Source organism: Paenibacillus bouchesdurhonensis (assembly GCF_900155685.1).
GTDB lineage: Bacteria > Bacillota > Bacilli > Paenibacillales > Paenibacillaceae > Fontibacillus > Fontibacillus bouchesdurhonensis.
Map to the genome: position 1 here is coordinate 270719 of NZ_LT732547.1, position 22068 is coordinate 292786.

Genomic DNA, 22068 nt, shown 5'->3' on the forward strand with positions numbered 1-22068 from the left:
TGCCTCTCATTCGTAAGGTAATTTGATCTGTACTTTGGTATAATCGTTGTCTTTGCTTTCGATGGTGATATAGTAGGATTCCCCGTAATACAAGCGCAGCCGGGAGTTGATATTATACAGCCCAATGGAGCGCCCGGGCAGATCCGGGGCGGACTCATCATAATGAAGCGGAGCCTGAAAATGTTCGTTAAGCTCGTCCATCTTCGCTTCGGTCATCCCCGCGCCGTTATCGGTGATATCCAGCCAAACCTGCTGCCTATGCACATAGCAGCGGATTTGAATCTGCAGCGCATCTCTTTGCACGGTTTTCCCGTATTTAATGCTGTTCTCCACGATCGGCTGCAGCAGGAATTTGATTACTGGATATGATTTCAGCGCCTCCGTAATCTCGATATCGAGCTGAATGGTCTGACTGCTGCTTAGCGATTGAAGGCTGACATATTTGCGAATCAGCTCAATTTCCTCTTTTAGCGTGGTATGCAGCGTATTGCTGCTCAGATTGTACCGAAGTATCTTTCCAAAATCGGCCATTCGATCTGCCGTGCTGAACATGCGTTCCTTAATGAGCTTCATGCGGAAAATATCCAGCGTATTGTAAATGAAGTGCGGATTGATTTGATATTGCAGCGCTTGGATTTGCGCTTCCTTTCGTAATCGCTCCTTCATGACGATTCGTTCAATTAAGTGATTATTCGTCTCAATGAGACCATTAAAGTCCTGCGCAAGCTGTCCCAGCTCATCCGGCTTGGTATCCGCAATTCGCAAATGGGAGCTGCCGTTGATGACCTTCCTCATCGTCGATACGATACGATTCAGCCGCAGGAAAATCGTCTTAAACATGAAGTAGCATGTCACGATGAGCAGCATGACGCTGAAAATGATGAGCAATAGCTGGTTCAGCATGCTTTTGCGAATCGATTGATTCAACTGCTCCAGAGATACCTTGTACACGAAGGTCTGCTGTATGGCATCGAAGGCTCGGTGCAAATACAGATGCTGATCGTAAGTGAAATGAGCTTCGGCTTCAGTCAAATGCTGCTGCAGAATTTCGGCTTCGGCGGCTTCATCAACATCGGGCGCAGCTAGCGCAATATTGGACTCGTGGTACAGAAATTGCGTAATATCTGACGGGTAAGCGTCTTCATTTGTGATAAGCAGACGATCCTCGGCTACCATGACGGCGACTATTCCCAACAATTCACGTGAAGGGGAGTATAGCTTGGTAAGAAGCGTGTACTTGCTGCGATCTGAATTTAAGGAGCTTGGCCCAAGCTGAAGGTCATCCGGTCTGAGCCACATTTGCGTCTCATTCACTTGCGTCATAAAGGCTTGTAGCTTCGTATTGGAGGCCTGTCTCTTCAGGTGCAGAAAATACGGCCAGGATTCCGGGATTTGATCATTCATCATATAGATGCGGATGGAATAGTCGTCGGTTTCCGTAAAGGCAGTCGCATATTGAAGGATCGGAATCACGCTGTCCAGGTATTGGCTGAGAAAGTCCGCCTCATCTCCCAGGAAGGGATCGCCTATGAACGTAATAATTTTGCTGTTCTTGCTGACGATCTCAGTTAAGTCATACGCCATATCAATGCGTCTTTGGATTTCCTGCGAAGCTTGATCGAAGGCGTGGGACATATTCGAAATGAAGCTGTCCTGAATATTTTGCGTTGATTTCTGGCTATTCCAGATGAGGATCAGGGACAGCAGGATAAATGGAATGGTGTACACGATGATCATTTTGACCATGATGCTGTTTTTCTTGATTTTGAATAACATAGCTGCACTCCTAATGGATAAGAAATAGGGTTACTGCAATTGATGTCTATAGGCATATGCATTTCTGTAGCTTCTCGGTGTTACCCCGTATTTCTTCTTGAAAATACGTATAAAATAGCTGGTTTCCATCCCCAGCCGATGGGAGATTTCTTGAACGGAGTATTCCGGATGGCTTTCTAGCCAGGCCGCCGCCTGCTCCAAGCGGACGCGCTGTAAATAGGCGTGGGGGCTGACACCGTAGGCTTCGCGGAAAAGGCGCTGAAAGTGCTGGACGGAGTAGCCTACGGCATGGGCGATATTAGAAATGTGCAGATTCTCGTCATAATGCTGCTTCATGAATTGAACGGCCTGCTGCAGCGCATCCTGTGACGCTTTGGGCTGGTTGGGTAGGATGGGACTCTTGTGGCTAATAACCTGCTCGGACAATAGAAGCATAAATTCATATAATTGGACAGAGAGCTGCCCCTGGATGCCCGGGGAGTCAGCAATACTGGCCTGCCAGATCGTTGTTAATTTGTGATTCAATACATCAAGGGCCGCCGGGTTCAGCGGAATACTGGTCATGAATGGAAGGTCGAAGCCTTTAATCATAGGCTCTACTGAGGTGCCGTGAATGCCAATGAACCCTAGATGCCAGGTCTCGTCTGGGCCGGGATAGTACTCATGGGCAGCCTTGGCTGGCAGCAATAGGGCATGATTTGGGGCCAATACGAGCTCTCGATCATTGGGAAAGCGAAATGTACCATATCCGCCGAAGTTAATGAAGCACTGCAAGGTCGGGTATCCCATCGGTCTATATTGATAGTTCTGTTCATGCAGCCCGCAGCTATAAAGCGCTAAAGGCAGCGGATAGGAAGACGGATTTGGAAACAATCGAAAGGGCATCAGCATAGCGTCTACTCCAATTCATCCTCATAATGGGTCTAATTGTCTACTAAGCTTGAAAGTCTACTACTTATATACTTAAACCTACTTGGGAAAAAGAACAATAGATAAATCGAGGGATGTTCATTTTGTACTATTTTCCGTACGTTTTTGTCCTAACTTACTCTCCTCAAACTTTCATAGAATGGGGATATCATAGGGAGAAGGATTTGAGAAGATGAGAGAAAGACTAAGCATGGATAAAGACTGGCGTTTTCATCTGGGTGATCCAGCTCAAGCGAAGGAAAGCAGTCATAAGGCCGTGTACGGCCATGCCAAAGCAGGCGGGAGCCGAGGGCCCGCAGGGATCGAGTGGGATGACAACGAGTGGGACACCGTGCAATTGCCGCATGATTGGTCCTACCAGCAGCCGCTGGATCGCGAGAATGGGGTTCCTGACTTTGGTTATTATCCCCGCGGGATAGGCTGGTACCGCAAAAAGTTCAAACTGGATCCCGCTGACAAGGGGAAGCAGCTTCTTCTGGAGTTCGACGGGATTGCCACGCATGCTACCGTGTATTTCAACGGGAGCATCCTTGAGAGGAATTTTTGCGGATATACGAGCTTTGTCGTGGATATTACCGACCGTGCCTACTTCGGCGATCAGCCGAATTTACTCGTCGTGAAGGTGGATGCTACCGTATCCGAGGGCTGGTGGTACGAGGGCGCGGGAATATACCGGCATGTTTGGTTAACGAAGACCGCACCCGTCCATATTGCCCATCGCGGCATATGGGTGAATCCAATTAGACAGGGCGCTGGTCGATGGCTTACGAATGTGGAGACGACGATTGGGAATGAATCGGAGGCGGCTGTAGAATACCAGCTCATTTCCCGCGTCGCGCATGCGGACGGCGATATTGTGGCGGAGGAGCTGGCATACGGGAGCTGTGAGGCAGGACAATCTGCCGTGGTTGCGCAGGATCTACCGATTGAGCATCCGGCACTATGGGACGTGGAAGCTCCTCATCTATACAAGCTGCACTCCATCCTTATCGTGAATGGGGAAGAGGTGGATGCGACCGTTACGAATTACGGGTACCGCACCATCCGCATCTGTCCCGATACGGGCTTCTATTTAAATGACAGGCGGCTAAAAATAAAAGGCACGTGCAATCACCAGGATCATGCGGGAGTAGGCGTCGCCCTGCCGGATGGTATCCAGGAGTATCGCATTCAGCGCTTGAAGGACATGGGCAGCAATGCGTATCGCTGCGCTCACCATAACCCGACGCCGGAGCTTCTGGATGCTTGCGATCGATTGGGGATGCTGGTTATGGATGAGAACAGGAACTTTGACAGCTCGCGGGAGGGACTGCGGCAGCTGGAGAACATGGTGACACGGGATCGCAATCATCCATCCGTTGTATTTTACAGCCTATTCAATGAAGAGCCTCTTCAAGGGACGCCGATTGGACGCAAAATGGTGAAACGCATGATTCGTGCCGTGAAGAAGCTGGATCCTACCCGGCCTATTCTAGGGGCTATGAATGGCGGGGTGATGGAGGACGAGGGAACGGTGGATGTCACGGATATTGCAGGCTTCAACTATATGAATGGCGGTTACGATAAGTTTAGGGAGAAGCATCCGAATCAGCCGATCATCGGCTCCGAGACGGTCAGCGCCTTTTCGACCCGCAGCAATTATATCAGCGACAACAGCCGGCAAATATTCGACAGCTATGATCGGGAGAAGGCTAGCTGGGGGAATACCGTAAGAGAGTCGTGGAAGACCATTAATACTCGCGATTTTGTCATGGGAACCTTTGTATGGACGGGGTTTGACTATCGCGGCGAGCCGACGCCGTATGAATGGCCGAGTGTCAGCACGCATTTTGGAATCTTGGATACCTGCGGGTTCGCGAAGGATTCCTACTATTTATATCAAGCCTTCTGGCTGGATGAACCGGTGCTGCACATTGTAGGACATTGGAATTGGCCAGGCAAAGAGGGGCAGCAGGTTAAAATCATGACGCATACGAATTGCGATGAGGTCGCGCTGTACCTGAATGATGTCTTCATCGATCGACAGTCCATTGATATCTACGAGCAGTATGAATGGGAGGTGGCGTACGAGCCGGGAACCTTAAAGATGGAGGGGTATCAGGGCGGCCAGCTCGTCAAAGTATCGGAGATCCAAACCGCGGATGAGGCTCATACTTTGCGTGTCGAGACACAGAAGCCTTCTTTAGCGGGTGACGGCAGAGATGCGATGGCGGTCAACGTGTATGCGATAGATATAGCGGGCCGATTTGTCCCGACGGTGCAAAGCAAAGTGTCCTTCTCCATCAAGGGAAGCGGAGTCATACTTGGTGTAGGCAATGGGAACCCGAATTGTCATGAGTCTGATCACGCTATGGAGCGCAGCTTGTTTAACGGGTGCTGCCAGCTTATTGTCCAAAGCCAGGCCGGAGATGAGAATATCGTGCTAACGATCGAAGGAGATGAATTGCAGCCCGTATCGTATGTCATCCCGGTTCAACCGGCAGAGGAGCTGCCTTTCGTTCCGTCCATAGATGAGCGGTATATCAACAACTGGCTGATCACGCAGGAGATTGCTGCGCAGCGCCCGGACCCGAACGTAACGATTCATCCTACGGACATGAACTCATGGGAGAAGGTCGATGTCAGCTTTGGCGCCCTTCAAATGCTGCGCGGCGGCAGCGGATATGTCATTTACCGCAATCAGGCACCGGTATCGGATGCGGAGAGATCGGGGCAGCCTTATCTTTGGTTCCATTCGATTAGCGGGGATGTGGAGATTTATGTGGATGGCAGGCTGCACCTGAAGCAATTCATTCCTTGGCCTGAGAATCTGGAGGTTCCGCTGCAAGGAGCCGAGCTGAAGGATCAAGTTACGATTTCCGTATTAATCGGAATCTCGCCCGATATGTACAGCCCGGGTATCCAAGGATCCGTCTTGATCCGCACGAAACAGAAGGGAAGCTGATTGAGCAGTTAAGCGGTAGAGACGGAAGAGATGAAAAGCAGCCCCCATACCGAACGAAGTATGGGGGCTGCCCGTTCTTAACGTCGTCTCTTAATCGTTATCAAGATTCGTGCCATAGGATGCAATAACTTTTTGATACCAGTAAAAGCTCTTCTTTGGGGTTCGCTTGAGTGAGCCTTTACCTTCGTCGTCCTGATCGACATATATGAACCCATATCGTTTACTCATCTCGGAGGTGGAGGCGGAGATCAGGTCGATGCAGCCCCAGCTTGTATAGCCCCAGAGCTCTACGCCATCCTTGATCGCCTCGCCCATCTGTTCGATATGCCGGGCAAGTATTCGATCCGGTAATCGTCCCGGATGCTGCCGTCATCCTCGACACGGTCGATCGCCCCCAGCCTGTTCTCCACGACGAATGTATAAGAACAGTTTGGATTATGTAATTTGGATTGGCAGAAATCATTGGATATAATATTTTGTCCAGATTATTCCTACTTATGAAAGCTTGCCAAAGGTCAGGCGCTCGGATTAAAGTGCTGTTCGAATGCCTTGAGCCTAGGGTAGTCCGCTTCCCTTGTTAGCTTCTGTTAGAGCATTGAAACATAAATTATACTAAGATAGATGAAATAAGAGGTATAATGTTATCTAAAAAATAATACAGGGAGAGAATCAAGTGACGACTAGCAAACTGGGAATTCCATTAGAAGGCTTTGCTGAGTTTAGTAGAAAAGTTGCCGCTGAAGGCGCTGTGCTGTTAAAAAATGACGGTCAGGCCCTGCCGCTGCAAAACAATGAAAACGTAGCTGTTTTCGGCCGGATTCAGATCAATTACTATCGCAGCGGCACAGGCTCCGGCGGCAGCGTGAATGTCGCTTATACGACGAACCTGCTGGACGGTCTTCGCAGCAAGAAGAACATTACCGTTAACGAGGAGCTTGCATCCGTTTACGAGAAGTGGATCGAGCAGAACCCCTTCGATAACGGCGGCGGCGGGTGGGCGGCAGAACCCTGGCATCAGAAGGAAATGCCGCTGACCGATGAGCTGGTTCGCGAAGCTAGGAGCAAATCGGATAAAGCGATCGTGGTGATCGGGCGCACGGCGGGCGAGGATCAGGATAATGCCGATGAGCCGGGCAGCTATCGGCTGACAGCAGAGGAACAGATCATGCTGAAGCAGGTCACTGCTCATTTCGAGCAGACGATCGTGGTGCTGAATGTTTCCAATATCATCGATATGAGCTGGCTGGATGATGCGGATTACGTCTATTCGATTCCATGTGTCATCTATGCTTGGCAGGGCGGCATGGAGGGCGGCAATGCGATTGCGGATGTGCTCGTCGGAGACGTCACGCCGGGCGGTAAATTAACCGATACCATCGCTTATTCCATTGCCGATTACCCATCTACCCGCAACTATGGCGATGAATTCAAGAACCTGTATCAGGAAGATATTTATGTGGGGTATCGGTATTTTGAGACATTTTGCCCGGAGAAGGTCCAATTTGAATTTGGCTATGGTCTATCTTATACGGAATTCGATGTAAAGCCGGAAGAGGCGAAGCTGGTCTCCCGGGATGGGAAGCCTTGGATTGAAATCGGGGTTTCTGTAAAGAATACGGGGTCTGTCTTTGCGGGTAAGGAGGTTGTTCAGGCCTATTATGAAGCACCGCAAGGCAAGCTCGGGCAGCCGGCCAGAGTATTGGCCGCATTCGGCAAGACGAAGCGGCTTGAGCCGGGTGAAGCGCAGCGTCTAACGCTAAGCTTCGCTATCGATACGATGGCCTCTTATGATGACGGGGGTGCAACTGGGCATCCTTCTGCCTATGTGCTGGAGCCTGGAGTCTACCATTTCTATGTAGGAACCAGTGTGAAGAATGCAGCGCAAATAGGTGTTGAGGGCGGGCAGGCTGGTTATGCCATTGAAGCTCTTCAAGTGGTGGAGCAGCTGGAAGAGGCACTTGCCCCAATTGAGGACTTCACTCGAATGAAGCCGGGTTCCCGGAAGGAAGACGGCTCTTATGAGCTCACGTTCGAAGCTGTGCCGAAACGGAAGATTTCGATTGCGGAGCGTATTGAGAGGAATCTGCCGCGAACCTTGGAGCAAACGGGAGACCAGGGATATAAGCTGAGAGACGTTCATGAAGGCAAAGTGAGCATAGAAGCTTTTATCGCTCAGCTCAGCGACCAAGACCTGGCGACGATCGTTCGGGGCGAGGGTATGGTCAGCCCGCTGGTGACGCCGGGCACGGCTTCGGCCTTTGGTGGAGTGAGTGATCAGCTGTTGAACTTTGGAATCCCGGTAGGCTGTACGGCGGATGGGCCATCTGGCATCCGTATGGATAGCGGGGATAAGGCGACCCAGGTATCTATCGGAACACTGCTGGCCGCTACTTGGGATGTGGAGCTGGTCGAGGAGCTCTATGTCATGGAGGGGCAGGAATTATTGCGCAACAATATCGACACTTTGCTCGGCCCTGGTCTGAATATCCGGCGCAGCCCGCTCAATGGACGCAACTTTGAGTATTTTTCGGAAGATCCGCTAATCACAGGGATTTTTGCCGCAGCTTGTACTCGGGGGATCATTAAAGGCGGATCTAACGCCACACTGAAGCATTTTGCCTGCAACAACCAGGAGAAGCACCGGAGCAAGGTGGACGCGGTCGTATCCGAACGCGCCCTGCGGGAAATCTATCTGAAGGGCTTCGAAATCGCTGTGAAGGACGGCGGCGCGAATTCGATCATGACCTCTTATAACCCGGTTAATGGGCATTGGGCCGCTTCGAACTACGATTTGAACACGACGATTCTGCGCGGAGAATGGGGCTTTAATGGGATTGTAATGACGGATTGGTGGGCGGTCATGAATGATGTTGTTCATGGAGGCGCGGCGGATCGCAAATATACGAATTGGATGGTGCGCGCGCAGAACGATCTTTATATGGTTGTCACCAACTATGGCGCTGAGGTCAATGCTTATGATGACAATACGCTGGAATCCTTGGAGAACGGTACTTTGACCCGCGGAGAACTGCAGCGCTGTGCGATCAATATATGCGAATTCCTGATGCAGGCTCCCGTGTTCTCCCGGAAGCAGGAAATTGTGGAGACGGTTCATGCCTTTAAGGCCAAGCACTCGTTGGTGCCAGACCAGGTGCAGGCTCAGATGCCGGAGCCGGAGCAGGGTCAGGAGCAGGTACAGGTACAGGCACAGATGCAGGTGCAGGTGCTGTCTGGCGATGATGCGCAGATCAAGCCAGCGGCAGCGGGCGCGACTTATATGAGGGTGGAGCAGGCGGGGCAGTATCGCATTATCGTCAACATCATGTCCCCGGAGCCGGAGCTGGCGCAAAGCGTATGCAACGTCATGCTGAACGGCCAGCCGATGGTCACCATTCAGACAAACGGAACGGAGGGCAAATGGATTCGGCAGCGGCTGGTGAAGATCGAGCTGGAAGCAGGGCTGTATGAGCTTACGTTGGACTTCCTCAAGCCCGGCCTGCAGATCGGCTGGATTGAGTTCAAGCAGGTCTGAGTGTGAGGTTAGATAAGTTGAACTTTTATCTTATATATGCTGCGGATACAGCTGTCCTACACTTAGATGTGGACTCAAGCTTTGTGTACCAAAGCAATGCAATACTGCCGTACACTTAGATGCACACACCAAGTTGTCAGCTGTCGCACAGTAAATGGAATTTATGTATCTATTTAAGTGCTGGACGAATGTTTCTGCGAATTAGATGGATTTTTATGTACCTAAAGTTAAGAATCCAGCCTATGATGGCAAATTGTCTTCTTTTAATGACTTGAGATCCATTTAAATTTACTGTTCCTGTCTTGCCGCCGAAACTAACTACTATAAATCCATTTATATAAGTTGAACTATTGAAATAGGCATGTTACTTGGATGATAGAGGTTCATATGAGGCAGGAATCCGGTCAGAAATGCGAGCACAAGCTTATGCTCGGGAAACAGCCTTCTTTCAGAAAGCTGATTCCGTTCTTCGAAATTAATTTTTCACTCTTGCCCGCATCCCACTCATTAGTTCGTTTTATATAGGTAAAAGTAGTAAAAAGACACCGTACGGTGTCTTTTTACTCCATCATTCGATGTCTAGTAATAACTTTAGCGATAAGAATTATAAAATCTAATATCTGATTTTGAGACTGTCTCCGTTGACATATACACCTTCTGAGCGTGTAATCGGCAGCTTTTGCTCGGAAGTGAAGCCGATTGTTTCTCCATCTCTTAAAGTGACATCGTGTTCTACGACATAACCCGAAATATTAATCAGGAATTCACGCAGCTCGGCAGGGCTTGCCTGACTATCCAAAACTTCAATCTCATCCTTGCCAAAGGATGTCAGCCCATAGGTATATCCATTCATACCAGTTTCGCTGCTGACTAAGCCAAAGTAAACGAGATTCAACAAAGGGAACGCATCATCGGATCTCATGATGTCGGCCATATCCAAAAAGAATTCAGGCTGAAAGACGGTACCCGATGTATAGATCCCTATCGCATTCGGCAGCTTTAAACAACTGGCTGCTAGCTTCGTATAAAGCCTGCCGCTGTCCAGTATTGAACCGGAACGATTAAGGACGGCCACAATGATCTGCGCTGTATGCGTCTTGGTCACCTCGACGGCTTCTGGCCAGAGATAATTGCTCTGGGCATGGTGTTCGGCCTCACCATCCGGGATCGGAGCCTCGATAAAGCTCAAAGCCACGGTAAAGTCATCAACTTCAAAGACAAGAGTTCCTTCCTTTTCCTCATTGGGATTTCGGTTCACTCCTTCTTCGGGGTGGCAGGAAATGCTCCAATCCTGTATAAGCAGTTTCTTCACCAAATCAAGATCGCATTCTGGAGAGCTCAAGAGGACGAACCCGTGAAAACTACCGGATGCCTCGTTTTCGGGAGATTCAAGATTTCCTTGCTCTTGTTCGTGCTCCTGCCCCTGCTCCAGTTCTTGCCCGGCCTCCAGCTCTGCAGCCCGCTGCATCCAGTAGTTGCGGATCATCTCTACCATAGCGATGGCTTCCTGCTCTGCCGTTGCAGGATCATAATTTGTCATTTCACTGAATACATGTCCGCAATGCTCGGTATCGGATGGATTTTCATATCCACCGCAGACACCAAGAAGCCATTTTCCGAGTAGTGATTTTTTATACTTGAATATGTAGTAACGCATGTCGTGCAGGTCAAATTCTCCTGCAATTTCAATTTTGCTGGGCTTTCGGCCGAGTTCATGCTCATGCGTCAGCCAGTCTATCATGGCTTGCATTGCCGCCTGCTGTTGGGTCGTCATTATTCCTCTCCTTTATTAAAATATGAGCAAAGACCTATATTTGTATATTCTACTAATCGGTGGAATGCAATTCAATATAGAGCCTCTCTTATTTCTTCATCTTTCTACGGAAATGAAACCTTTTTGTCGAAATACATGTATTATAGGTAAATGCGAACTTTCGAAGGAGGACTCACAATGGGAATCTTGTCGAGGTTTAGAGATATTATGAGAGCCAATGTGAATTCGTTCATGGATCGGGCAGAGGATCCGGCGAAGGCCCTGGATGAATATATGCGGAGCCTGCGCAGTGATCTAAGCCAGGTTAAGGCGGAAATGAATGCTGTGCTTGCGGATGAGCGAAGGGCGAAGGCCTCCTGGAATGAGTGCCAGATGGAGATCAAGAAGCTGCAGCGTTATGCCGAGAAAACGGTGGAAGCGGGAAATGAGGATGACGCTATAAAGTTCCTGGAGCGGAAAGCGCAGCAGGCGGACAAGTTGAGTGAGCTGCAACAAGCTCACGAGCTAGCGGCTGCCAAAGTGACCCGCATGAGGCAGATGCAGGAGAAGCTGACGAATGACCTCGGCCAACTGGAGGCTCGATATTCCGAGATGCAGGAGAAGCTTGCTGCCGCCAAGCTGCAGCAAGGCTTCGGGGCGGGCAGCAGCACAGCGGCGGACTCATTTGATGAAATTGAGGAGAAGGCTTATCTCGCCGCAGAAGAGGCAATCGCCCTGGCGGAGCTGAGATCATCAGGGGCGCGCCAGGATGCTTCTGCAAGCGTTGAAGATGGACTAGCTGCTATTAAAGCAAGAATCAACAAAAAGCAATCATGATCCAAGCTACTTTTTATGACCTGAGGTGAGTAAATGCCGGTAATCGATTATAAATGTCCCAATTGCGGCAGCGGCATGGTCTTTAACGGTAGGACGGGAGCATTGACCTGCCAAGGCTGCGGGAGACAAGACAATATTGAGCAAATCCCTGATCCTCTCGAGCAGCGGATATTTTCAGAGGAGACGGGGAAGGGGTATCAATGCAACAGCTGCGGGGCTCCTATTACAGCCGAGGAGGTAACGACCGCCACGGTGTGCAGCTTCTGCGGATCGGCCGTCGTTCTTGGCGACCGTTTGACTGGGGAGCTTGCCCCGGCGAAGGTACTCCCCTTTGTGATCAGCAAGGACGAGGCGGTGGCGGCCTTTCGGAAATGGTGCAGGAACGGCCTGCTTACCCCCGGAGGATTTATGACCGCGGATCGCGTTAAAGGAATTACGGGAGTGTATGTTCCCTTCTGGCTGTATGAACTGCATAATCGAGTTGAGGTTCATGGCCAGGCGACGAAAGTAAGAACTTATACGCGGGGCGATTATCGGTATACGGAGACCCAGCATTTCGCGATATATCGGAAGCTCCGTCTGAATTACGTCAATTTGCCGATCGATGCGTCGCATAAGATGAACGACGAGCTGATGGATAAGCTGGAGCCTTTTCCTTATGAGCGGTTAAAGGGCTTCAGGAGCCCCTACCTTGCTGGTTATATTGCGGATAAATACAGCTACAACGATCGGGAGCTGCTCCCTCGGGCCAAGGAGAAAATCAGAGGCTTCATTGAATCCTCGATTTCATCTGCGGTGACCGGGTATACGTCTGTCAGCTTCACCAATAAGGATATTGATACGACCTTAAAGCAGGCGGACTACTGCTTGATTCCGGTATGGATGGTGAAGTATGACTATAATCGAAAGGAATACGTATTTGCAATGAATGGTCAGACGGGCAAGGTAGTCGGCAAGCCTCCGCTCAGCAAAGGGAAAATCACAGCCTGGTTTGCAGGCGTATCGGGCGCAACACTTCTGGCTTTGAAGCTGATCTCCTGGATGATGGGAGGAGGATTCTTGTGAGAAAGTATGATGCAGCACCTACAGCACCGACAATACCGACAATACTGGTCATTCTGATCTTCTTCTTCGCATCTCTCGCTGCGCCAGTACAGATGGCAGCAGCAGCGCCAACAAAGACGCTGATCTATGATAAAGCGAACCTGCTCAGCTCGGAGGAATATGATGAGTTGAACGCGATGGCGAATGAGTACGGCGCGAAAAGGGAAACAGATATCATAATTATTACTTCAAATAACGCTGATAATATCGACGTCGAGAAGATGACGGAGGATTTTTACGACAATGAGGCCCCCGGTTATGATAAGTCCCATGGCAATGCGGTGATTCTAACGCTCGACATGAGGAATAGGGACGTATATTTGGCCGGATTCTACAAGGCGGAGCAATATCTGGACGATGGCAGGCTGGACAAAATACGCAACAGGATCACGCCGGATTTATCCAATGGAGATTATAAGCGAGCTTTTGAAAAATACATTAAAACCGCCCATAAGTATATGGGCTTCAAGCCGGGAGTGAACCCGGATAACCCGCTGTTTAACATTTGGTTTCAACTGGCAGCAGCCGGCATCTTTGGCGGTATTGTCGTCAGTACCATGGCTTACCGCTCGGGCGGCCGCATTACGATTAATCGGCGCACCTATGAGGATGCCAGCACTTCAGGAATAGTGGATCGCCAGGATCAATACCTTAGAACGACGACGACGAAACGGAAGATCGAGCGGAACACGGGCAGCAGCTCAGGCGGCGGTGGCGGCGGTGGGGGAATCACCGGAGGCGGTCATTCGCATAGCAGCAGCAGAGGGAAATTTTAATCGAAGGGATGGGGAATCAACATGGGATTCTTTAGAAATCAATTTGCCAACGTCGTAGAATGGGAAGAATTCAGAGATGATATGATCTTCTGGAAATGGAGCAACCGGGAGATTAAGAAGGGCAGTAAATTGATCATTCGGGCGGGACAAGACGCGATTTTTGTGAACAATGGCAAGATCGAGGGAATTTTTGAGGATGAAGGTTCTTATAACATAGAGTCAGAAATCATTCCGTTTCTATCCACGCTAAAAGGCTTTAAATTTGGCTTTAACAGCGGCATGCGGGTTGAGGTATTGTTCGTCAACACGAAGGAATTTACCGTTAGATGGGGAACGCAGAATCCGATCTTGATTCCGACGCCTCAGCTGCCGGGCGGCATGCCGATTCGCGCCAACGGAACGTTCAATTTTAAAGTCAATGACTATGTGACGTTGATCGATAATATCGCCGGGATGAAAGGCAGCTATCTGGTTGAGGATGTTAAAATCCGCATCACTTCCGTATTGGATCAGCTGCTGATGAAATGGATCAGCCGAGAAGGCAAGGACATGTTCAATTTACAGGCGAACGCTGTGGACATCGCGAGAGGAATTCGCGAGGATTTGGATATGGAAATGCTGGGCAACGGCATGACGATTACCGGCTTCCAGGTGATGAGCTTCAACTATCCTCAGGAAATCCAGGACATGATTACGAAGACGGCATCCCACGAAATGATCGGCAACCTGCAGAAATACCAGCAGGTCAGCATGACGGACGGCATCGCTTCCGGCAAAGTGCAGGGCGGCGGCATGGCCTCGGACATGGCAGGCATGATGATGGGCATGACCATGGCGAATGAAATGATGAAGAACATGAACATGAATCCGGGCCAGAACCAGAACCAGAACCAGAACCAAGGCCAGAGTTCGAACCAGAATCAGCACTCTCAGAATCCAAGCCAGCAACCTTCTGGGGGCGGCGCTTCATCCGCTCATGAAGAGGGCAAACGGCCAAACTTTTGTCCGAACTGTGGTGCGAAGAACGAAGGGGCGAATTTCTGTCCGAATTGCGGCCAGAAGCTGAATTAAACATAATATATTGCAAGCAAAGAATTAGACGATGAGCCGTAGTGATGATGGCTCATGCGTTTAATTCTTTTTTTGTAGCTATGAAACATATTTAATGAGGGAATATGAGAGATTATTGGTGTGTACTAGATTGCTAATAAGCCAAGTTGAAATTAAAGAAATATACATTGAAATAATTGACAATAAAATAATTAAATGGTAATTTTAGGTGGTTGTAAAAATACTTACTTAGGAGATGAGTGCCTGTGAAGAAGATTACTAGCCTATTTTTACTCACAGTACTAGTTTTTGCCCTCAGTGTTCCTGCTTATGCAGCCGAAGAAGAATTATTCACCACAACCAGTGAGCCAGGTATCGTTATGTCTATTGAAAGATTTAATCAGCTTTATGGTAGACCTAGTAGTTCATCTGATACAATCAGTAACATTGAAAAAAATGCAACTATCAGTCTTGAAAATATTCAATTGCAAGGGGATGTTCTAAATTTTAACGCTATTATAAATTATAATAATACCGAGAAGAGATTAGCAGCTTCGGGTAATCTCTACAAGAGCTATAAACAAGATAATTCCATAAATAGTGTAGTGGGAGATCTTGAAGATAGTACTCATAATTTTAATGTTCTTTTATTTGATATTTATAATGACAGCTCAGAAGATAAAGTTATCACCAATAAAAAATATGAAAATTCACCACATTTAAAAATTTATATGAAAGATCAGGAAGGAAATATCCTGCTATTTGAAGTTGATGTACCAAAGGAACTGGAAAGTGTTGAAGTTAGCACTAACGATAGAATAGATACCGAAAAGGACTTCTTTTGGTTTATTAGTGTAATTCAACCCTATGAACAAAAGGAGATTCCTACAGACAAAAAAGTAATGGAAAAGCTTGGTGTTCAGAAATCAACTATTTCTCCCACAGCTGTAGGTTATTTCTCTGACTGGACTCACAGTACAACGTATTATAAATCTTTTTACATTGGATCTGACTATATCCAAGCTTGGTCTTTGCCGTACGGGTCATGGAAGGCTCTGGATGTAAAAAATCAATCTACCTGGGTGAATAGCTTTAAAATCGCTGAACATGTAACTGTTAATGGAACTACTTACAGGAATATAGATAATCCTTTCAGGTATAAAAATGTTCGACTTAGTACTGGAGTTGGGGCTAAGTCAACAATTGTAAATGCTATCGTGGATGGAAGGCTTGATGGTTATAGCACAGGCTCCTCATTAGCATTGAAAATTGCCGAAAAAGCATGGTCGACAGCACTTCCGGCCTTGCCTTCAATAAGTGAAATTACAGGATGGATTAATGCGATTATTGATGCAGGAACGAGTAAAACAATTACACTTGGAACTTCTAATATTAAATTGAATTCAAATCCTACAGTAGTTGAAAGTGCAAACTCAGGTAATCATCAACTGTTCAGGTATACCGATATTTCTGGTGCAAATACAGGTCACCATTTACTTCTTCAAAGCACAGTTCAGTATGAAAGCACTACAGGTACATCTGCAACGGCGAACGGTGTTATGAAAGTTAAGTGGGATGTTTACTACGATGGCTTACTGTATAACTCCAATAGCAAGGATATATCTTTTCAATACACTGTTTCCAAATAAAATAACTTGAATCTTTCAACGGCGGCTAAAAGTCGCCGTTGTCTTTGTCCACTTTTTAATGTATATGTTAATTATTAGTGAATATAATTTCTGAAACAATGAACGGAAGTTTAAGGGGGGATTTAATGAAACAAAAAAATTCTGGTAGGACTGCCATAAGGATCATTTCATTGTTAATATTTATTATATTAATTATTATCAGCATTTCGGAACATCAAACTAAGGAATTGTATAAAGAGCATATTTCTATGATCATCAATGACAGCTTGCACAATATGGTCTCGGCGTTTCAAGAAAATGAAAATATGTATGACACGGTACTGCGAAGTGGAAAAATTACGTTGGATCAAGCTAGGGTTTTAGCGATGAATAACGAACTGATCCAACGTACGATTCAAGAAAATGCGGATGTTGCAGTGAAACTGAAATATAAAAAGGAAGGATTTCAATATAATCAAAGCTCTTTAAATGCACAGAAGATTGCTCTTTTATTTTCTGAAATAAACGAATCAAGTATAGATTCAGAAGAGAAATTAGCTATAGAGAAAATTCGGGAGTTGAACAAAAAATGGATATCTTCGAGCTTGCCGGAGAATGGAACCGACTATAGTTTATCCAATTCCCATTGGATCGAGCTAATTGACAGAATTGAGAAGAGTACTCTGATTTATTTGCAAGAGAATAACATAACCAATGTAGAAGAAATATGGATCGAACGTACTCAGATTAATTAGGGATAAACAGAAAGCTACTCTACCGAGAGACTTACTCAAAAAGTCTGCTCGATAGGGTTGCTTTGCTTTAATTGAACTAATTGCCTTACAACTCCGTCCATGTAACGTTTAATTCAATGACCCCTTCTTGGGAAGATAGGAGTCCGCCGATCATGGACCAGCTTTCATTCTTGTCAGGATTATCTCCTTGAATAATGATGTTCTCCTCATCCAGAGTTTGACCGGAGTCGTCTAAATTTTGCGCTTTAAAATAATCCTTGTACAGCTTGGTGATTGTCTCCATGTCTTCTTCTGTTGAGAAAATAAGCAGCACGGATTTCTTGCCGTCATTGATTTCAGAGTGGGATGTACTGATCTTCGCATCGTCCGGCAATGGAAAATCCACCGGCAAGTATTCAGGTCTTTGATCGTTGGCTGCGGCTTCGGCTGCAATGTCTTGCACGGCTTCCGAGTTCGATGGTTGTTGTGTCGGCTCGTTCTTGGAGGATTGGCAGGCGCTTAATCCTACCAGTACAAGAATGGATATTAATAAATACATCCATTTGCTGTTCTTCATGATCCAGTCTCTCCTTCTCTACATTCCTCATATTTCCAAATATTATTTTATATTATTATGATTTTTAATTTTTTTCTACGGGTTGATAGGCCCATTTATGGCCGTTTCCATGGGGCGGAAAGTAGTCTTAGCTCTGATAAAGCTCACAACAAAGAACACAAAAAAACGAGTCCGTCAAAGAGAGAGGGTCATGTAAGCGCACTATTAAATCTGGAAGGGTTATTTTTGGCCTGATTTGGATTCCCTTATTTCTTTACACCACCTTTTTTTAGGAGTAATATTTCATCCATGACGAACTGGTTTATGAATTAAATAATCCTTGATCGCTGAATTCTACAGTTATTTTACAATCGGAAACGGGGGAACCAAAGGGATGAGCTTGCCTATCCCGGGGGGGTGAATCGCTTGATTTGAAGACGATGTATGGAGATTGTCAAGTGTAGGGCTACTTTCGGCCCGAATCCGTCAGCTAACCTCGTAAGCGTTACGAAAGAGGAATTTGTCGCGTGCCACATTTTTTGAGCAGCCGCGGGAAAGGCCAACTTTCCTGCGGCTTTTTTTTGACGCGGTTTGCCCAGACAAGTACGTTTCTTCTCTTATCCTGGAATGCAAGGCATAGAGATGCCGGCCAACACGGATAATGGTAAAACCGAGAGGGCACGATACAAAATGTCCCATATCTTAAATTGGTGGTGGAACAAGGGATGACCATAAAAAGGCTGTTAATTGGACGACCGTTAAAATCGACGGAATTAGGGGAACAGAAGCTGAATAAGAAAAAGGCACTGGCCATTCTTTCCTCCGATGCATTATCGTCTGTGGCTTACGGGCCGGAGCAAATTTTGCTCGTATTGGTGACCATCAGTACAGCGGCGTTCTGGTATTCGATACCGATCGGAATCGCCGTATTGGTATTATTGACCGCCCTTATTTTATCCTACCGTCAGATCATATTTGCTTACCCGCATGGCGGGGGAGCGTACGTGGTATCCAAGCAGAATCTGGGGATCTTCCCCGGGCTGGTTGCCGGCGGATCTTTGCTGGTCGATTATATTCTGACTGTTGCCGTCAGTGTGTCCGCGGGCACGGATGCGATAACATCGGCTTTTCCGGGCTTGCATACACATAAGGTGATCATCGCTGTGGTCTTCATCATTCTCCTTACCTTGTTGAATTTGCGGGGGGTTACCGAATCTGCAACGATTCTTGCTTATCCCGTTTATTTATTCGTGCTGGCCTTGTTTATCCTCATCGCCGTAGGGCTTTATAATATTGCCGCTGGTCATGTCTCGCCAAGTTTGCATGTACCGGTCGGCACCCCTGTAGCAGGGATGACGCTATTCTTGATCTTAAGAGCCTTTGCTTCGGGGAGCTCGGCTTTGACGGGAGTCGAAGCGATTTCCAATGCGATCCCGAATTTTAAAGATCCTGCGCCGAACAATGCGGCTAAGACACTGCTGGCGATGGGGGCCTTGCTTGCGATTCTTTTCTCAGGAATTGTGTTCCTGGCTTATTATTACGGGATTGTTCCTGCTGCAGAGAAGACGGTGGTTTCGCAAATCGCCGAGCATACCTTCGGAAGAAATGCGGTGTACTATTTCATCCAAGGAACAACTGCCTTGATCTTGATTTTGGCTGCCAACACAGGGTATTCCGCGTTTCCGCTGCTGGCCGTGAATTTGGCCAATGACAAGTTTATTCCGAGAATGTTCACGGCGCGGGGGGATCGGCTAGGCTACTCCAACGGCATCATCAGTCTGGGGCTGCTGTCCATCATCTTGATTATCGTGTTCCAGGGACAGACGGAGCAATTGATTCCGCTGTACGCGGTTGGTGTATTCATTCCGTTTACGCTGTCGCAAACGGGGATCCTGATGAAGTGGATTCGCAAGAAGCCGAAGGGCTGGGTCGTGAAGCTGACGATCAACTCTATCGGTGCTTTGATATCCTTAACCGTGTCGCTGGTGTTCTTTTTGACGAAATTTACGAGAGTATGGCCGGTTCTGATCTTCCTGCCGCTCATCGTCTGGTTATTCTATCGCATCAAGAAGCACTACGAAGCGGTTGGGGAGCAGCTGCGGCTGACGACCTGCGAGCCGGCGGTGCCGATTACGGGGAATGTCATTATTTTACCAGTCTCGGGAATTACGCATGTCGTTGACCATTCCTTGAACTACGGCAAGTCCTTGGCGGCTAATCAAATCATTGCTGTGTACATTCCATTCGAGAGAGAGGATATTGCCCGCTTTGAGGAGAAGTGGAACCGCTCCTGGCCGGATATTAGACTGGCAACCTTGTACTCACCTTATCGAAGCATCATTACTCCACTCGGCAAATTCATCGATTCGGTGCAACGGAAGGCAAGCGAGGCCGGTTACCAGGTGACGGTCATCATTCCCCAATTCATTCCGAAGAAGGGCTGGCATAACTTCCTGCATAACCAAACCAGCCTGATGCTCCGTACCTACCTGCTTTATCGCAAGGATGTCATTATTACGACCGTGCCATATCATTTGAAAAAATAATGCTGTTGCTTTAGCCTCCTTCTTGGGGGGGCTTTTCGTCATTCGCCCCGCTCCCTAAAAATTAGTTATTGACTTCAGGGGACTTTTGATTTACTCTCTAAACAAGACATAATGATGTCTCTAAAAAATAGAGATGTGATAATCTCAAAGTGAAATTAAAATCAGGTTGGAGAGTGTATTATGAATGGCGAAAAAGTCGCTGTATTTAAAGGTCAGGGACGATCTGGCTGAGAAGATCCAGAATAAAATGTACAAGAAAGGTGAATTCATTCCCAGCGAGAGCGAATTGGAAGAGGAATACAAGGTCAGCAGAACGACGATTCGCACAGGGCTATCTTACGATCGTCCGCGGAAAGGGAACCCGAGTGTCGTCCTCTAAGCTGGATTCGGCGGTACCTAACATTATGAGCTTTACGGACATTATCAAACGAAAAGGCATGAAGTCTTCGATCATCGAAATGACGGTAAAGAAAATGCATCCTACTTCTGAAATCGCCTCCAAGTTGGAGATTACAACAGATGAGGAGGTCATCGAGTTTTACCGGGTTCGCTCAGCCGATGATGAACCGATCACCATCCACTGCTCCTATGTTCCGGTTAGGTTCGTAGGCTCGTATGATCTTAGCGTATGGAAGAAGAAGCAGTCCTTCTATAAAGTTCTCAAAGAGGATCATGGCATCACGATTCAAACCGCGCTGGATAATATAACAGCGATCCCCGCCGGTGCGCAAATGGCGAAAATCCTGCACATCGAAGAGGGAGAGCCCATACTTCACGTCGAACGAATCGCCTATGACCAGAACAATGCGATCGTAGAATTTACGAAAGTATATTATCGCGGGGATCGGTACAAGCACACTGTGATTACTCGAGAGACTCCCTGACACATGCTATAACAACTTAGCCCGGCTGAAGGCAACGCCTCAGCTGTGGTTCCCGACTCTTTTGTAAGCGCTAACAACGGCCGGTGTTCAGCGTTTATATATCTAAGCAACCAGATTTGCCAGACTTGATAAGGAGTTGAGAAGCATCTATGGACAATCATCAAGGTTCTACCGCTATGGGGGCGACTCTACCGAAGGTGCCCTTCTTGAAAGGAATGAACCTCTACTCGAAATTTGCCATATTCATCGGTTTTGTAGCCGTAGCCATGGTCTTTAATAATCCGATTCACCTGCTGCCGGTGTTCTTTCTCGTATTGGTGATGTGCTTGAGCGCAGGGGTAAGCCTGAAATCGCTGGCCGGGACGGCCAAATCCGTGCTAGGGATATTTCTGATCCTCTTCGTGTTCTCGGCGTTTATCTATGATGTCTCCAGCGCGCATACCGAAATCGCCAGGAAGGTGTATTTCGTGCTATGGGAAACCAAGTATATGAACATTGGCCTAACGAGTGGGGGGATGCTGGCGGGTGCCAATTTCATTCTAAAAATGCTCATCATGATTCTTGCCTCGAACCTGTTCTCGCATACGACTCCGATTGAGGAAATGCTGTACGGCCTAAACCGGATGGGTCTCCCTTATCAGTTCGGTTTGATGCTCAGCATTGCCCTGCGGTTCATTCCAACACTGAAAAAAGAGGTCGAGCAAATTCAGCAGGCGCAGAAATCAAGGGGCGCTTCCAGCAAGAAGAACGCGAATGGAAAAAAGGGAGCCGCCGTTCAGGGAATCATTCCGTTGTTCGTGCCGATGATCGCATCATCCATGCGCAGATCCGACACGATGGCGATGTCCATGACCTCGCGGGGTTATGGGTTCAGCAACAAGCGAACTCAAATGCTCGATATTAAGTTTGGTTTTCTGCAAGCGGTATTCTGTCTGATCGTAATAGGAGTTATCGCGTTTTCTGTATATGCAAAATCCAAGTATGGCATAGGACTGTTATAACAAAAAGGGGGTTGTCA

16 protein-coding genes, 1 pseudogene and 1 riboswitch are annotated in these 22068 nt (G+C 47.7%); of the genes and pseudogenes, 12 read left to right on the top strand and 5 right to left on the bottom strand.

Annotated elements, in window-relative coordinates:
• Nucleotides 1–6: 6 nt before the first annotated feature.
• On the bottom strand, nt 7–1776 hold the full coding sequence (locus CZ379_RS01265; RefSeq protein ID WP_110929940.1) for a sensor histidine kinase: 1770 nt from the start codon (nt 1774–1776) through the stop codon (nt 7–9).
• 30 nt (nt 1777–1806) lie between these two features.
• On the bottom strand, nt 1807–2667 hold the full coding sequence (locus CZ379_RS01270; RefSeq protein ID WP_110929941.1) for a helix-turn-helix transcriptional regulator: 861 nt from the start codon (nt 2665–2667) through the stop codon (nt 1807–1809).
• A 211-nt stretch (nt 2668–2878) separates the two neighbouring features.
• Here CZ379_RS01270 and galA point away from each other — a divergent pair, with 211 nt between their 5' ends.
• Nucleotides 2879–5650 carry a beta-galactosidase GalA gene (gene galA / locus CZ379_RS01275; RefSeq protein WP_110929942.1) on the top strand — a complete coding sequence of 924 codons (2772 nt, stop codon included), beginning with the start codon at nt 2879–2881 and terminating at the stop codon, nt 5648–5650.
• Nucleotides 5651–5740: 90 nt separating this feature from the next.
• Here the strand turns inward: galA and CZ379_RS01280 are convergent.
• Nucleotides 5741–6066 (bottom strand): annotated as a pseudogene (locus CZ379_RS01280) (family 1 glycosylhydrolase); the annotation flags it as partial.
• Nucleotides 6067–6323: 257 nt separating this feature from the next.
• Here CZ379_RS01280 and CZ379_RS01285 point away from each other — a divergent pair.
• The gene (locus CZ379_RS01285) at nt 6324–9182 is read left to right on the top strand and encodes a glycoside hydrolase family 3 C-terminal domain-containing protein (RefSeq protein WP_110929943.1); all 2859 of its coding nucleotides are present in this window, start codon (nt 6324–6326) and stop codon (nt 9180–9182) included.
• Between the two features lie 613 nt (nt 9183–9795).
• Here the strand turns inward: CZ379_RS01285 and CZ379_RS01290 are convergent.
• Nucleotides 9796–10956 carry a DUF4261 domain-containing protein gene (locus CZ379_RS01290; RefSeq protein ID WP_199925394.1) on the bottom strand — a complete coding sequence of 387 codons (1161 nt, stop codon included), beginning with the start codon at nt 10954–10956 and terminating at the stop codon, nt 9796–9798.
• A gap of 177 nt (nt 10957–11133) precedes the next feature.
• On the opposite strand from CZ379_RS01290, the gene CZ379_RS01295 reads away from it, so the two are divergent.
• The 6 genes from CZ379_RS01295 (at nt 11134) to CZ379_RS01320 (ending at nt 17085) form a co-directional block, all read left to right on the top strand.
• Nucleotides 11134–11772 (top strand): PspA/IM30 family protein, encoded by a 639-nt coding sequence (locus tag CZ379_RS01295; RefSeq protein WP_110929945.1) that lies wholly within the window; start codon nt 11134–11136, stop codon nt 11770–11772.
• A gap of 33 nt (nt 11773–11805) precedes the next feature.
• Nucleotides 11806–12837 (top strand): TFIIB-type zinc ribbon-containing protein, encoded by a 1032-nt coding sequence (locus CZ379_RS01300; RefSeq protein WP_110929946.1) that lies wholly within the window; start codon nt 11806–11808, stop codon nt 12835–12837.
• A 92-nt stretch (nt 12838–12929) separates the two neighbouring features.
• Nucleotides 12930–13652, top strand: a complete 723-nt coding sequence (locus tag CZ379_RS01305; protein ID WP_110930452.1) for a TPM domain-containing protein — start codon at nt 12930–12932, stop codon at nt 13650–13652.
• Between the two features lie 21 nt (nt 13653–13673).
• Nucleotides 13674–14723, top strand: coding sequence for an SPFH domain-containing protein (locus CZ379_RS01310; protein ID WP_110929947.1), 1050 nt, complete (start codon nt 13674–13676; stop codon nt 14721–14723).
• Nucleotides 14724–14968: 245 nt separating this feature from the next.
• Nucleotides 14969–16351: a hypothetical protein gene (locus tag CZ379_RS01315; RefSeq protein WP_110929948.1), complete on the top strand. Its 1383-nt coding sequence runs from the start codon at nt 14969–14971 to the stop codon at nt 16349–16351.
• Nucleotides 16352–16476: 125 nt separating this feature from the next.
• Entirely contained in the window at nt 16477–17085 is a 609-nt protein-coding gene (locus CZ379_RS01320; protein WP_110929949.1) for a hypothetical protein, read from the top strand.
• A gap of 85 nt (nt 17086–17170) precedes the next feature.
• Here the strand turns inward: CZ379_RS01320 and CZ379_RS01325 are convergent, their stop codons facing one another.
• A complete protein-coding gene (locus tag CZ379_RS01325; protein ID WP_110929950.1) occupies nt 17171–17641 on the bottom strand; it encodes a hypothetical protein in 471 nt (156 codons plus the stop codon).
• A 314-nt stretch (nt 17642–17955) separates the two neighbouring features.
• A riboswitch (cyclic di-AMP (ydaO/yuaA leader) is annotated at nt 17956–18141 on the top strand.
• A gap of 204 nt (nt 18142–18345) precedes the next feature.
• Between CZ379_RS01325 and CZ379_RS01330 the strand changes: the two genes are divergently transcribed.
• The 4 genes from CZ379_RS01330 to CZ379_RS01345 all read left to right on the top strand — a co-directional run bounded on the left by CZ379_RS01330 (nt 18346) and on the right by CZ379_RS01345 (nt 22051).
• Nucleotides 18346–20166, top strand: a complete 1821-nt coding sequence (locus tag CZ379_RS01330; protein WP_110929951.1) for an APC family permease — start codon at nt 18346–18348, stop codon at nt 20164–20166.
• Nucleotides 20167–20350: 184 nt separating this feature from the next.
• Entirely contained in the window at nt 20351–20545 is a 195-nt protein-coding gene (locus CZ379_RS01335; protein WP_110929952.1) for a GntR family transcriptional regulator, read from the top strand.
• Nucleotides 20532–21050, top strand: a complete 519-nt coding sequence (locus CZ379_RS01340) for a GntR family transcriptional regulator (protein WP_110929953.1) — start codon at nt 20532–20534, stop codon at nt 21048–21050. Before CZ379_RS01335 ends, CZ379_RS01340 begins: the two co-directional genes overlap by 14 nt.
• A gap of 149 nt (nt 21051–21199) precedes the next feature.
• Complete coding sequence (locus CZ379_RS01345) at nt 21200–22051, top strand: energy-coupling factor transporter transmembrane component T family protein (protein WP_110929954.1); 852 nt, start codon at nt 21200–21202, stop codon at nt 22049–22051.
• Nucleotides 22052–22068 lie beyond the last annotated feature (17 nt).

Bases quoted from the DNA above. Each gene is read 5' to 3' on its own strand.
- CZ379_RS01265 (WP_110929940.1), bottom strand. From the start codon at position 1,776: ATGTTATTCAAAATCAAGAAAAACAGCATCATGGTCAAAATGATCATC.
- CZ379_RS01270 (WP_110929941.1), bottom strand. From the start codon at position 2,667: ATGCTGATGCCCTTTCGATTGTTTCCAAATCCGTCTTCCTATCCGCTG.
- galA (WP_110929942.1), top strand. From the start codon at position 2,879: ATGAGAGAAAGACTAAGCATGGATAAAGACTGGCGTTTTCATCTGGGT.
- CZ379_RS01290 (WP_199925394.1), bottom strand. From the start codon at position 10,956: ATGACGACCCAACAGCAGGCGGCAATGCAAGCCATGATAGACTGGCTG.
- CZ379_RS01295 (WP_110929945.1), top strand. From the start codon at position 11,134: ATGGGAATCTTGTCGAGGTTTAGAGATATTATGAGAGCCAATGTGAAT.
- CZ379_RS01300 (WP_110929946.1), top strand. From the start codon at position 11,806: ATGCCGGTAATCGATTATAAATGTCCCAATTGCGGCAGCGGCATGGTC.
- CZ379_RS01305 (WP_110930452.1), top strand. From the start codon at position 12,930: ATGGCAGCAGCAGCGCCAACAAAGACGCTGATCTATGATAAAGCGAAC.
- CZ379_RS01310 (WP_110929947.1), top strand. From the start codon at position 13,674: ATGGGATTCTTTAGAAATCAATTTGCCAACGTCGTAGAATGGGAAGAA.
- CZ379_RS01320 (WP_110929949.1), top strand. From the start codon at position 16,477: ATGAAACAAAAAAATTCTGGTAGGACTGCCATAAGGATCATTTCATTG.
- CZ379_RS01325 (WP_110929950.1), bottom strand. From the start codon at position 17,641: ATGAAGAACAGCAAATGGATGTATTTATTAATATCCATTCTTGTACTG.
- CZ379_RS01330 (WP_110929951.1), top strand. From the start codon at position 18,346: ATGACCATAAAAAGGCTGTTAATTGGACGACCGTTAAAATCGACGGAA.
- CZ379_RS01335 (WP_110929952.1), top strand. From the start codon at position 20,351: ATGGCGAAAAAGTCGCTGTATTTAAAGGTCAGGGACGATCTGGCTGAG.
- CZ379_RS01345 (WP_110929954.1), top strand. From the start codon at position 21,200: ATGGACAATCATCAAGGTTCTACCGCTATGGGGGCGACTCTACCGAAG.